This window comes from Kluyvera intermedia, from assembly GCF_021440345.1.
Classification (GTDB): domain Bacteria; phylum Pseudomonadota; class Gammaproteobacteria; order Enterobacterales; family Enterobacteriaceae; genus Kluyvera; species Kluyvera intermedia_A.
Genome location: NZ_JAKCNS010000003.1, coordinates 69,541 through 82,555, shown reverse-complemented (window position 1 = coordinate 82,555; position 13,015 = coordinate 69,541). Strand labels below are relative to the sequence as shown.

The window sequence follows — 13,015 nt, the reverse complement described above, 5'->3', positions numbered from 1 at the left end:
GGCCTTTGTGCTGGTGCTGGTCGGGGAGCTAATTGGTCGAGGTGTGTTCTACGGGCTACATATGACCGTTGGTATGGCGATTGCCAGCTAAGCAAATAAAGCTGCCGGGGCGCTCTTGCCCTGGCACTTTTTGTTCATGAATTTTTTCAACTGAACCCTGCCTGAGTCTTTTCTCTATTATCTAATAAAAACAATTAAATATATTCATTCGATTAATTTATATCGTCGCGCTGAATAAGAAACATCAATCGTTGCCTCAGAAAGCACGGACCGGCGGAAAACAGGTGGATTGACAATGTTTTTGGCGGTGGCATGATGCGCTCGAAATCTGTCTATCCTCACGGTTTGTAGCCCATGTCCACCTATACTCGCCCAGTGCTGTTATTGCTCTGTGGCTTACTCTTATTGACGCTGGCGATCGCGGTATTAAACACGCTCGTCCCGCTTTGGCTCGCCCATGAAAATCTGCCTACCTGGCAGGTGGGGATGGTCGGATCGTCCTATTTTACCGGCAACCTGGTCGGTACCATGCTCACCGGGCGTCTGATTAAGCGTCTGGGATTCAACTTCAGCTATTACATTGCTTCGCTGATTTTTGCCGCGGGCTGCGTTGGGCTGGGCTTTATGGTGGGTTTCTGGAGCTGGATGTTCTGGCGTTTTATTGCCGGCGTGGGCTGCGCCATGATCTGGGTCGTGGTGGAGAGCGCGCTGATGTGCAGCGGTACCTCACGCAACCGTGGCCGCCTGCTGGCGGCTTATATGATGATGTATTATATCGGTACCGTGCTGGGCCAGCTTATTGTCAGCAAACTGCCGACCGATATCGCGACTATTCTGCCGCTGATGACCGGGGTCATTTTGTCCGGTATTCTGCCGCTGCTGTTTACCCGCATCCTGAATCAGCACAGCGAGCCGCAGGATGGCAGTACGCGTGTCTGGCCGATGTTTAAGCTGCGCCAGGCGCGTTTGGGCGTTAATGGCTGCATCATTTCCGGTATCGTGTTGGGTTCACTGTACGGCCTGATGCCGTTGTATCTGAATCATCGCGGGGTGAGCGATTCGGGGATTGGTTTCTGGATGGCGGTGATGGTTAGCGCAGGTATTCTGGGGCAGTGGCCGATTGGCCGTCTGGCGGACCGTTACGGTCGCCTGCTGGTGCTGCGTGTGCAGGTATTTGTGGTGATCCTTGGCTGCATAGCCATGCTGAATCAGGCGATGATGGCCCCAGCGCTGTTTATTCTTGGTGCCGCGGGCTTCACGCTCTATCCGGTGGCGATGGCCTGGGCCTGTGAGAAAGTGGAGCATCATCAACTGGTTGCCATGAACCAGGCATTGCTGCTGAGCTATACCATCGGTAGCCTGATTGGCCCAACGTTTACTGCCATGCTGATGCAAAACTACTCGGATAACCTGCTGTTTATCATGATCGCCGGCGTATCGTTTGTCTACCTGATGATGCTGCTGCGCAAGGCCGGGCATCATCCTACTCCTGTGGCCCACGCCTGATTCAATAGGCGCGTTGTCAGCCTGATAACGCGCCTTTCTCTTATCACCACGATACCTGGCTCACGCTGTGCGTAATCATACGCAGGCCTTGGCGAATCTATATCCTTCTGAACTTATCCGCAATAACCCTATTAAATGTGCGTGATGTTGGAGTTTTGTACTACGACGTTATCCTTTTTCCCATCACGCTCGCATAATCATCCGGCTAAAAAATGCATTCGCAAAGAATAACATTCAAGGAACGGGATTTATGGCAAGCGGTCAAGAAAAGCAGTTGCGGTGGTACAACATCGCGCTGATGTCGTTCATTACGGTTTGGGGTTTTGGTAACGTCGTCAACAACTACGCTAATCAGGGGTTGGTGGTTGTCTTCTCATGGCTTTTTATCTTTGCGCTCTACTTTACGCCGTATGCGCTGATCGTCGGTCAGCTTGGGTCGACCTTCAAGGATGGCAAGGGTGGGGTGAGTACATGGATTAAAAATACCATGGGGCCGGGGTTGGCATATCTGGCGGCCTGGACCTACTGGGTGGTACATATTCCGTATCTGGCGCAGAAGCCACAGGCCATTCTGATTGCGCTGGGCTGGGCATTGAAGGGTAACGGCTCACTGATCACTGAATACGGTGTTGTCGCGTTGCAGGGCTTCACGCTGGCACTGTTTATCTTCTTTATGTGGGTGGCATCCCGAGGCATGAAGTCGCTGAAACTGGTTGGCTCCATTGCCGGGATTGCCATGTTCGTGATGTCGCTGCTGTACGTCGTGATGGCGGTGACGGCACCTGCGATTACCGAGGTCAAAATCGCGACGACCAATATCACCTGGCGTACTTTTATTCCCCATATCGATTTCACCTACATCACCACCATTTCGATGCTGGTGTTTGCCGTGGGCGGTGCGGAAAAAATCTCCCCTTACGTTAATAACACCCGTAATCCAGGGAAAGAGTTTCCGCGTGGGATGATCTTCCTGGCGGTGATGGTGGCGGTGTGTGCCATTCTGGGGTCGCTGGCGATGGGGATGATGTTTGATTCCAACAACATTCCTGACGATCTGATGGCTAACGGCCAGTATTACGCATTCCAGAAGCTGGGTGAGTACTACAGCATGGGTAATACGCTGATGGTTATCTACGCCATTGCTAATACTCTGGGGCAGATTGCGGCGCTGGTGTTCTCTATCGACGCGCCGTTGAAGGTGCTGCTGAGCGATGCCGATAGCCGCTATATCCCCGAAAAGCTCTGCCGGACCAACGCGTCGGGTACGCCAGTTAATGGCTATTTGTTGACGCTGGTGCTGGTAGCGTTGCTGATTATGCTGCCAACGTTAGGTATTGGCGATATGAATAACCTGTACAAATGGCTGCTGAACCTCAACTCGGTGGTGATGCCGCTGCGCTATCTGTGGGTATTCGTGGCCTTTATCGCGGTGATTCGCCTTGGGCAGAAATACCGCTCTGAGTATGTCTTTATTCGTAATCGGACTCTGGCAATGACCGTTGGCGTGTGGTGCTTCTTGTTCACCGCTTTTGCCTGTGTTACCGGGATTTTCCCGAAAATGACGGCCTTTACGCCTGAGTGGATCTTCCAGCTATCGCTGAACATCGCGATGCCGTTTGTGCTGATAGGTTTGGGTCTAATCTTCCCGATGTTGGCGCGTAAGCGTTAAAAACAGATAACCCGGCGTGATGCCGGGTTATTAAGCAAGTGCGGTCGCCTCACCGGAGTGAGGGCTGTGCTTAGTACATCACTTTATGACCATACTGCTCAAGAATGCCTTTCACGCGCTCCATGGTTTCTTTCTTCGGTGGGTGAACGCCGTCGAGTTTGTACTCTTCGCCCATCGCTACCCACTTGTGTTTGCCCAACTCATGGTATGGCAGCAGTTCGATTTTTTCGACGTTACCCATATCGCGGGTAAATTCACCCAGGCGGTGCGCGGAGTCATCATCGTCTGACCAGCCTGGCACTACAACGTAGCGGATCCACACTTTCACGTCTTTCTTCGACAGATACTGGGCAAACTCCAGCGTACGATGGTTGGATACGCCGACCAGATTCTGGTGAATATCATCATTCATCTGTTTGAGATCGAGCATCACCAGGTCGGTGACTTCCAGCAGTTCATCAATCACCGGATCGTAACGACGAACGAAACCGTTGGTGTCGAGACAGGTGTGGATCCCTTCTTTATGGCAGGCACGGAACCAGTCGCGGACGAACTCGGCCTGAAGAATCGCTTCGCCGCCGGATGCAGTTACGCCGCCGCCGGATGCGTTCATAAAGTGGCGATAGGTCACCACCTCTTTCATCAACTCTTCAACGGTTATCTCTTTACCACCATGGGTATCCCACGTATCGCGGTTATGGCAATAAAGGCAGCGCATCAGGCAGCCCTGGAAGAAGGTAATAAAACGGATGCCTGGGCCATCGACGGTGCCACAGGACTCAAAGGAGTGAATACGACCAATTACAGACATTGCGGTGTTATCTCCAGTTCTTCCCGGCTTTACAGCCAGGTTTGCGAGCACGGTTATAAAGCCGCGTCGAGTTTATTTTGCGTATTAACCTCAAGTATAGAAGTCAGCAGGCAAAATCCACTCAGCGTGAGTAGGTTATAAGAAAGGCCCCACCGAAGTGGAGCCTTTATGTTACGCGTTTTTAATCGCGATTTCAGTCAAATCTATTAGATAGATTGAGTGAAGGTACGGGTGATAACGTCCTGCTGCTGTTCTTTAGTCAGGGAGTTAAAACGTACTGCGTAGCCAGATACGCGGATGGTCAGCTGAGGATATTTCTCAGGATTTTCCATCGCGTCGAGCAGCATTTCGCGGTTCATAACGTTAACGTTCAGGTGCTGACCGCCTTCGATAGACGCTTCGTGGTGGAAGTAACCATCCATCAGGCCTGCCAGGTTAGTTTTACGAACGTCGTCGTCTTTACCCAGTGCGTTAGGAACGATAGAGAAGGTGTAAGAGATACCATCTTTAGCGTAAGCAAACGGCAGTTTTGCAACGGAAGTCAGAGAGGCAACTGCACCTTTCTGGTCACGACCGTGCATTGGGTTAGCACCTGGGCCGAATGGCGCGCCAGCACGACGACCGTCTGGGGTGTTACCAGTTTTCTTACCATAAACCACGTTAGAGGTGATGGTCAGAACAGACTGAGTCGGGATAGCGTTACGGTAAGTAGTCAGTTTCTGAATTTTCTTCATGAAACGTTCTACCAGGTCAACAGCCATGTCATCTACGCGAGAATCGTTGTTACCAAACTGCGGGTATTCGCCTTCGATTGCGAAGTCGATAGCCAGACCATCTTCGTCACGAATTGGTTTAACTTTCGCATATTTGATTGCAGACAGGGAGTCAGCAGCAACGGACAGACCTGCGATACCACACGCCATGGTGCGGATAACGTCACGGTCATGCAGCGCCATCAGAGAGGCTTCGTAGCTGTACTTGTCGTGCATGTAGTGGATGACGTTCAGTGCGGTGACGTACTGTTTAGCCAGCCAATCCATGAAGTGATCCATGCGGTCCATGACTTCGTCGAAGTTCAGAACGTCGCCTTTGATAGGATCAGTTTTAGGACCAACCTGCATTTTCAGTTTTTCATCAACGCCGCCGTTGATTGCGTACAGCATGGTTTTCGCCAGGTTTGCACGAGCACCGAAGAACTGCATTTGTTTACCAACGATCATTGGGCTTACGCAGCAAGCGATAGCGTAGTCATCGTTGTTAAAGTCAGGACGCATCAGGTCATCGTTCTCATACTGCAGGGAAGAAGTATCGATGGATACTTTTGCTGCGTATTTTTTGAACGCCAGTGGCAGTTTTTCAGACCACAGAACGGTGATGTTCGGCTCTGGAGAAGGACCCATGGTGTACAGGGTGTTCAGGAAGCGGAAGCTGTTTTTGGTAACCAGAGTACGGCCATCAACGCCCATACCTGCGATAGATTCAGTTGCCCAAATTGGGTCACCGGAGAACAGTTCATCATACTCAGGGGTACGCAGGAAGCGAACCATACGCAGTTTCATGACCAGGTGGTCAATCATTTCCTGAGCGTCTTGCTCAGTGATTTTGCCTGCTTTCAGGTCACGTTCGATGTAGATATCCAGGAAGCTGGAAGTACGACCGAAGGACATTGCAGCGCCGTTCTGAGATTTAACTGCGGCCAGGTAGCCGAAGTAAGTCCACTGGATAGCTTCCTGAGCATTGGTAGCCGGACCAGAGATGTCGTAGCCGTATTTAGCTGCCATCTCTTTGATCTGACCCAGCGCACGGTGCTGTTCAGAGATTTCTTCACGCAGACGGATAGTCGCTTCCAGGTTTACGCCGTTTTCCATGTCAGACTGCAGGGACAGGAACTGTGCGTATTTGTCTTTCATCAGGAAGTCGATACCGTACACCGCGATGCGACGGTAGTCACCGATGATACGACCACGGCCGTACGCATCTGGCAGACCAGTCAGAACGCCAGATTTACGGCAGTTCAGAATGTCTTTGGTGTAAACATCGAATACGCCCTGGTTGTGGGTTTTGCGGTATTCGGTGAAGATTTTTTTCAGCATCGGGTCCAGTTCGCGATTGTACGCTTTGCAGGAACCTTCAACCATTTTGATACCACCGAACGGGATAATCGCACGTTTCAGTGGAGCTTCAGTTTGCAGACCAACGATTTTTTCCAGCGCTTTGTTGATGTAGCCAGCGTCGTGGGAAGTGATGGTAGATGCAACGGAGGTGTCAAAGTCAACTGGCGCGTGAGTGCGGTTTTCCAGTTTAACGCCTTCCATAACGTTGTCCCACAGCTTGGTGGTCGCGTCAGTTGCGCCAGCCAGGAAGGACTCGTCACCCTCATACGGAGTGTAGTTTTTCTGGATGAAGTCACGTAAGTTTACTTCATTCTGCCAGTCACCTTTGGTAAAACCTTCCCAGGCTGTGGCTAACTTTTCATTAAGTTCGGACATGTAACACCTACCTTCTTAAGTGGACTTTTTATTTACTGCCTGGAGCAACCATCAATTAATGACGGTCACCGCCACGCAGGTAAATGACCCAGTATGTCAACCCAACCAGCAAACCGCCGCCGATAATGTTCCCAATAGTGACAGGAATCAGGTTATCGGTGATGAAATGCATCACGGTCAGGTGAGAGAAATTTTCCGGAGATGAACCGACAGCGGTCCAGAATTCCGGGCTAGCAAAATCGCGTATTACGATACCCATAGGGATCATAAACATGTTTGCGATACTGTGCTCAAAACCGCTGGCAACGAACATGGCAACCGGTAAGACCATAATCATGGCTTTATCCATCAGGCTGCGACCAGAGTAGCTCATCCAGACTGCCAGGCAGACCATCAGGTTCGCCAGGATGCCGAGAGCGACGGCTTCGATAAATGTGTGATGCAGTTTGTGGTCAGCGGTTTGCAGGACGTTTAGCCCCCAGCCGCCATTGGCTGTCATATATTCGCCGGACAGCCACATGAGCAGTACGAAGAGCAGGCAACCCACCAGGTTACCAACATAGACATTGAGCCAGTTTTTTGCCAGTTGACCCCAGGTGATTCGGCCGCTGGCTTTCGCTACCACGATAAGCACGGTCGACGTGAAGAGGTCGGCGCCACAAATAACGCAAAGAATGAGGCCTAGTGAGAAGCAGATACCACCAATCAGTTTCGCAATGCCGAACGGCATGCCAGCTGTACCCGTGGTTGCTGTAATATAAAATACAAAAGCAATCGAGATGAAGACGCCCGCAGTAATCGCCAGATAAAAGGTTTTCAGCGGATGCTTGGTTGCTTTATAGACACCTGCTTCTTCGGCAACTTTGGCCATTGCAGCAGGGAGAAGTAGATCAAAAGGGTTGTCAGCTTTCACACTAACTCTCTCTTTTTATTTAATCGGCGACGAGATACTAACAAAGCATTATAGATGAGAATTTGATATAGATCATATCTCGCCTGGCTTATAGGCCTGCAAGTTGGATGGTTTTTCAACGAAAGCAGGGTAAATTATTGAATGCAATGATAAAAATAAATTTTAAGATTTACAAATTCAGTTGAATTATTTCTTTACCCTTCATTTTGCTAGTTAATTAAAATGGAGTAATGATCAAGTAAATTAACAATAAAAGTAAGCTACTAATAATTGAGTTTACTTATCTTTAACTTTATTTTCACACTCTGGTGGGGCGAAGCGCGGAAATAAAAAAAGGGGCCAACAAGTGGCCCCGTAATATAACGTAGAGTGTATGTTAAACCTACTTTTTCTGCGGGATCGTGTTACTTCGCCCAGAACGCGGCTTTCGCACGCTGCAGTTTTTCGTAAGCCTGTAACAGTGACTGATGCGCCGGGAAGGCTTTTAACGAACCGTCGACCGGCTGCAGGCCATAGAATGCCTCTTCGCCGCTGAGCGCGGCACTGGCTGCTTCTACAGCGTCTGCGCCGTACATACGCACGAATGCGTTGAGGTATTGCAACGGTTCGCGTTCTTCTTCCTGAGACAGCAGCAGCAGCGTCTGCAGGCAACGGTAGTAATTCGCACGCTCAGCGCTAAAGACCGAAGCGTTGAACTCCATGGTCCATTCGGTCCAGATCAGCGCTTGTTCCAGATCGCCACCCGCCAGTGCGAGCATCGCTTTCAGTTCACCCACACGCAGGGTGTACCAACCGTTATCAGAACCGGTTGCCAGACCCAGCAGTTCGCGCACGCGAGTGAAGTCATCCAGCCCTTCGTCGTCGATTTGCTCAATAAGGTTCAGGTACTCTTCTTTTTCCCACTCGCTGCCAGGCAGGGAGAGAATGGTTTCGCGCAGGTGGCTACCCATATTGTTATTGGCCAGCCACAGATCTTCTGCCGGATAGATATCGGACATACCCGGTACGATGATGCGGCAAGCGTAGACGCTCAGGTGCTCATAGTCGGCGATATACACTTCTTTATCTTCTTCGTTGAAGATAGCCATCAGTGTCGCGAATTCTTCTTCGGTGGTACCGGAGAAGCTCCAATCGGCGAACGGATAGTCGGCATCCTGCTTGAACAGATCCCAGGAGATAGAACCGCTGGAATCAATAAAGTGGGTTTCCAGGTTGGTGTGTTCGGCCACTTCTTCATCATCGAAGGTTGGCGGGGTGAACACGTCGAGATCTTTCAGACCACGGCCCTGAAGCAGTTCGGTAACGGTACGCTCCAGTGCGACACCGAAGTCCGGGTGCGCGCCGAAAGAAGCGAAGCAGGTGCCGTTCGCTGGGTTGAACAGTACAACGCAAATAACCGGGTATTTACCGCCCAGTGAACCATCGTAAGCGAAGATTGGGAAACCTTCGGCTTCCAGCTTAGCGATGGACTCGACGACGCCAGGGTAACGTGCCAGAACCTCTGACGGGATCTCCGGCAGGCTGATGCTTTCCGCAATGATGCGGTTTTTCACGTAGCGTTCAAACACTTCTGACAGCCCCTGTACGCGGGCTTCGTTACGGGTGTTGCCCGCAGACATGCCGTTGGATACGTACAGGTTGGCAACGATGTTCATCGGGATATAGATAGTTTCACCGTCGGACTGACGGGTAAACGGCAGACCGCAGACGCCGCGATCGTCGTTCCCGGACTGCAGATCGACCAGCATGCTGGCGGTCAACTGATCGTCAGGATCGTAGAATGCGCGCAGGCGTGCATCGAGCAGGCCTTCCGGCACGTCGTCATTTTCGGTCAGCGGGAACCATTTTTCGTTCGGATAGTGCACGAACGGGCCATTGGCGATCTCTTCGCCCAGCCAGAAGTCGGCAAAGAAATAGTTGGTAGAGAGGCGTTCAAAGTACTCACCCAGCGCTGACGCCAGCGCTGCTTTTTTAGTGGCGCCTTTGCCGTTGGTAAAGCATAAAGAGCATGCCTTATCACGAATATGCACCGACCAGACGTTAGGAACAGGGTTCAACCAGGAGGCTTCTTCGATATCGAAGCCCAGGTCGAGCAGCTTTTGCTGGAAGCGAGCGATGGAATCTTCCAGCGCGGCATCTTTGCCGGGAATATAGGTCTGCGTCATAGCAATCTCTTTTGTCGTACGGAAAGCGCGCAATGATACGGGTTTTGCGTGACAGGTGCTATCTCCGGCGAAAATAAAAGGTAGGACTATGCTTATAGGTAATAACCTATTGTTAAGGCATAGAAAAGATGAAAGCGTTTGATCTTCAGCGGATGGCGTTTGATAAATTCCCGCCTGAATTTTTAGGCGAAGTGGCGTTAAGGACCCTCTTTACTTTTTTACTGGTCTTTATATTTCTCAAAATTACCGGGCGTCGTGGCGTCCGGCAGATGTCACTTTTTGAAGTACTGATCATTCTGACGCTAGGATCGGCGGCTGGGGACGTCGCTTTTTATGATGATGTGCCGTTGGTGCCGATTTTTGTGGTGTTCGTCTCCCTTGCTTTACTTTACCGTCTGGTGATGTGGCTGATGTCCAAAAGCGAAAAGCTGGAGGATTTGCTGGAAGGCAAGGCCATTGTCGTTGTGGAAGAGGGGCAGCTCGCATGGGAAAACATCCGTAAAGCGAATATGACCGAGCTGGAGTTTCTGATGGAACTGCGTTTGAACAGCGTCGAACAGCTGGGGCAGGTGCGGCTGGCTATTATGGAGACCAACGGGCAGATCAGCGTGTTTTATTACCGCGATGATGACGTCAAACCGGGGATGTGTATTTTGCCGGAGCGCTTTGCGCCGCGGTTCAAGGTGATGCCAGAGTCGGGAGAGTTCGCTTGTGCGAGATGTAGTCATATCGCCAGCCTCAAGGTGGGTTGCCGTCAATTATGTCCTCGCTGTGCGAATCCGGCATGGACGAAGGTTAGCCGGGCTAAACGCGTCGCCTGACAGCCATTTTGTCGGTTTTGACGCAATCGAGCGGCAGAATCTTTTGTGTGACCAGGGCCACAATTCGCCGGTGGAAAGTTTTAGACATTGCGGCGCGTGTCACTGAATGATAAAACCGATATCCACAGTTATTACTTATGGCTTTTAGCGTGGTGAGGGAAAATGGCTCAGGTTTTTAATTTTAGTTCAGGTCCGGCAATGTTACCGGCAGATGTTCTTAAACTGGCGCAGCAAGAACTTTGCGACTGGAACGGGTTAGGTACGTCGGTAATGGAAGTCAGCCACCGTGGTAAAGAGTTTATCCAGGTGGCAGAGGAAGCAGAAAAAGATTTCCGCGACCTGCTCAACATCCCTTCCAACTACAAAGTCCTGTTCTGCCATGGCGGCGGCCGCGGTCAGTTTGCTGGCGTTCCACTGAATATCCTGGGCGATAAAACGACCGCAGACTACGTTGATGCCGGCTATTGGGCTGCCAGCGCGGTCAAAGAAGCGAAAAAATACTGCACTCCGAACGTTATCGATGCGAAAGTCACCGTAGACGGCAAGCGCGCGGTGAAACCGATGCGTGACTGGCAGCTCAGCGATAACGCGGCCTATCTGCACTTCTGTCCGAACGAAACTATCGATGGCATCGCCATTGAAGAGACGCCGGACTTTGGCAAAGACGTGGTTGTTGCCGCCGATTTCTCCTCCACTATCCTGTCCCGCTCGATTGACGTGAGCCGCTACGGCGTTATCTACGCTGGTGCACAGAAAAATATCGGTCCTGCCGGTTTAACGCTGGTGATTGTTCGTGAAGATCTGCTGGGTAAAGCCCACGTTGCCTGCCCGTCAATCCTCGACTACACCGTGCTGAATGACAACGATTCCATGTTCAACACGCCGCCGACCTTTGCCTGGTATCTTTCAGGGCTGGTGTTCAAATGGCTCAAAGAGCAGGGCGGCGTTGAGGCAATGGATCGCATCAATCAGCAGAAGGCCGATCTTCTGTATAGCACCATTGATGGCAGCGATTTCTACCGCAACGATGTAGCTAACGCTAACCGCTCCCGTATGAACGTTCCATTCCAGCTGGCCGATAGCGCGCTGGATAAACTGTTCCTCGAAGAGTCATTTGCGGCCGGTCTGCATTCGCTGAAAGGCCACCGTGTGGTAGGTGGAATGCGTGCCTCTATCTACAACGCAATGCCGCTGGCGGGCGTACAGGCGCTGACGAACTTCATGCAAGATTTCGAACGCCGCCACGGTTAATTTGGTTTTATCTATTCATCCCCACGGCTATGCCGTGGGGTTTTTACTTCTGTTTTAGAGAGTTGAGTTTCATGGAATCCCTGACGTTACAACCTATTGCGCGTGTCGACGGCACCATTAATCTGCCCGGTTCTAAAAGCGTGTCGAACCGCGCACTGCTGCTGGCGGCATTGGCGCATGGCACGACCGTGCTGACCAATCTGCTGGACAGTGATGATGTTCGCCATATGCTGAACGCGCTTAAGGCTTTGGGAATTCACTATACCCTGTCAGCTGACCGCACCCGCTGTGAAGTGACCGGCAATGCGGGCATGCTGCAGTCCTCAAACGAGCTGGAGCTGTTCCTTGGCAATGCGGGTACGGCGATGCGTCCGCTGGCCGCCGCTTTATGTTTGGGCACGAATAACATCGTACTGACCGGCGAGCCGCGTATGAAAGAGCGCCCAATTGGTCATCTGGTTGATGCGCTGCGTCAGGGCGGGGCTCAGATTGATTATCTGGAGCAGGAAAACTACCCGCCGCTGCGCCTGAAAGGTGGTTTCACCGGCGGTAATGTTGAGGTTGACGGCAGCGTATCAAGCCAATTCCTCACCGCGCTGCTGATGACCGCGCCGCTAGCTCCACAAGACACCACGATAAGCATTAAAGGCGATCTGGTATCTAAACCCTATATCGATATCACTCTGCACCTGATGAAAACCTTCGGTGTAGAAGTGGATAACCAGAACTACCAGCGCTTTATTGTGCGTGGCAATCAGCAGTATGTCTCTCCAGGTCAATACCTGGTGGAAGGGGATGCGTCTTCTGCCTCCTATTTCCTTGCTGCGGGCGCGATTAAAGGCGGCACCGTGAAAGTGACCGGTATCGGTCGTCACAGCGTTCAGGGCGATATCCGTTTTGCCGATGTGCTGGAAAAAATGGGTGCTACCGTGACCTGGGGTGATGATTTTATTGCCTGTACTCACGGTGAGCTCAACGCTATCGACATGGACATGAACCATATCCCTGATGCGGCCATGACCATTGCCACCGCGGCACTGTTTGCCAAAGGCACCACCACGCTGCGCAATATTTACAACTGGCGCGTTAAAGAGACTGACCGTCTGTTTGCCATGGCAACCGAACTGCGCAAAGTGGGTGCTGAAGTGGAAGAGGGCGAAGACTACATTCGCGTTACGCCACCAGCGTCGCTGAATTTTGCTGAAATCGGCACCTATAACGATCACCGTATGGCGATGTGTTTCTCGCTGGTGGCGCTGTCCGACACGCCCGTGACTATTCTCGACCCGAAATGTACGGCGAAAACCTTCCCGGACTATTTCGAACAGTTGGCGCGCATTAGTACCCTGGCTTGATCGTTGCTCTACCCGTAAAAAGCACACTTTCCGGG

At 51.5% G+C, this 13,015-nt stretch carries 9 protein-coding genes and 1 pseudogene; 6 read left to right on the top strand and 4 right to left on the bottom strand.

Translation table 11 applies throughout. The features are described from left to right. The 3 genes and pseudogenes from LZ634_RS00790 to LZ634_RS00780 form a co-directional block, all read left to right on the top strand. A pseudogene (locus LZ634_RS00790) lies at window positions 1-91 on the top strand (dimethyl sulfoxide reductase); the annotation flags it as partial. A 263-nt stretch (window positions 92-354) separates the two neighbouring features. Continuing rightward, window positions 355-1,506 carry an MFS transporter gene (locus LZ634_RS00785; protein WP_234501847.1) on the top strand — a complete coding sequence of 384 codons (1,152 nt, stop codon included), beginning with the start codon at window positions 355-357 and terminating at the stop codon, window positions 1,504-1,506. 250 nt (window positions 1,507-1,756) lie between these two features. Then, on the top strand, window positions 1,757-3,175 hold the full coding sequence (locus LZ634_RS00780; protein WP_234501846.1) for an APC family permease: 1,419 nt from the start codon (window positions 1,757-1,759) through the stop codon (window positions 3,173-3,175). A 70-nt stretch (window positions 3,176-3,245) separates the two neighbouring features. On the opposite strand, the gene pflA is transcribed toward LZ634_RS00780, so the two are convergent. The 4 genes from pflA to ycaO all read right to left on the bottom strand — a co-directional run bounded on the left by pflA (window position 3,246) and on the right by ycaO (window position 9,553). Beyond that, entirely contained in the window at window positions 3,246-3,986 is a 741-nt protein-coding gene (pflA, locus tag LZ634_RS00775; RefSeq protein ID WP_061283698.1) for a pyruvate formate lyase 1-activating protein, read from the bottom strand. A gap of 206 nt (window positions 3,987-4,192) precedes the next feature. Further along, window positions 4,193-6,475, bottom strand: coding sequence for a formate C-acetyltransferase (pflB, locus tag LZ634_RS00770; protein ID WP_234501845.1), 2,283 nt, complete (start codon window positions 6,473-6,475; stop codon window positions 4,193-4,195). 55 nt (window positions 6,476-6,530) lie between these two features. Further along, window positions 6,531-7,388, bottom strand: a complete 858-nt coding sequence (gene focA / locus LZ634_RS00765) for a formate transporter FocA (RefSeq protein ID WP_052284027.1) — start codon at window positions 7,386-7,388, stop codon at window positions 6,531-6,533. Between the two features lie 404 nt (window positions 7,389-7,792). After that, a complete protein-coding gene (gene ycaO / locus LZ634_RS00760; RefSeq protein WP_234501844.1) occupies window positions 7,793-9,553 on the bottom strand; it encodes a 30S ribosomal protein S12 methylthiotransferase accessory factor YcaO in 1,761 nt (586 codons plus the stop codon). A gap of 128 nt (window positions 9,554-9,681) precedes the next feature. Here ycaO and LZ634_RS00755 point away from each other — a divergent pair, with 128 nt between their 5' ends. From LZ634_RS00755 to aroA, 3 genes are all read left to right on the top strand, one after another. Then, window positions 9,682-10,374, top strand: a complete 693-nt coding sequence (locus LZ634_RS00755; protein WP_234501843.1) for a DUF421 domain-containing protein — start codon at window positions 9,682-9,684, stop codon at window positions 10,372-10,374. A gap of 162 nt (window positions 10,375-10,536) precedes the next feature. Continuing rightward, window positions 10,537-11,625, top strand: a complete 1,089-nt coding sequence (gene serC / locus LZ634_RS00750; protein WP_234501842.1) for a 3-phosphoserine/phosphohydroxythreonine transaminase — start codon at window positions 10,537-10,539, stop codon at window positions 11,623-11,625. A gap of 71 nt (window positions 11,626-11,696) precedes the next feature. Further along, window positions 11,697-12,980, top strand: coding sequence for a 3-phosphoshikimate 1-carboxyvinyltransferase (gene aroA, locus LZ634_RS00745; protein WP_234501841.1), 1,284 nt, complete (start codon window positions 11,697-11,699; stop codon window positions 12,978-12,980). Window positions 12,981-13,015 lie beyond the last annotated feature (35 nt).

Excerpts from the sequence above, each read along its gene's own strand:
- LZ634_RS00785 (WP_234501847.1), top strand. The coding sequence starts at position 355 with ATGTCCACCTATACTCGCCCAGTGCTGTTATTGCTCTGTGGCTTACTC.
- LZ634_RS00780 (WP_234501846.1), top strand. The coding sequence starts at position 1,757 with ATGGCAAGCGGTCAAGAAAAGCAGTTGCGGTGGTACAACATCGCGCTG.
- pflA (WP_061283698.1), bottom strand. The coding sequence starts at position 3,986 with ATGTCTGTAATTGGTCGTATTCACTCCTTTGAGTCCTGTGGCACCGTC.
- pflB (WP_234501845.1), bottom strand. The coding sequence starts at position 6,475 with ATGTCCGAACTTAATGAAAAGTTAGCCACAGCCTGGGAAGGTTTTACC.
- ycaO (WP_234501844.1), bottom strand. The coding sequence starts at position 9,553 with ATGACGCAGACCTATATTCCCGGCAAAGATGCCGCGCTGGAAGATTCC.
- LZ634_RS00755 (WP_234501843.1), top strand. The coding sequence starts at position 9,682 with ATGAAAGCGTTTGATCTTCAGCGGATGGCGTTTGATAAATTCCCGCCT.
- serC (WP_234501842.1), top strand. The coding sequence starts at position 10,537 with ATGGCTCAGGTTTTTAATTTTAGTTCAGGTCCGGCAATGTTACCGGCA.
- aroA (WP_234501841.1), top strand. The coding sequence starts at position 11,697 with ATGGAATCCCTGACGTTACAACCTATTGCGCGTGTCGACGGCACCATT.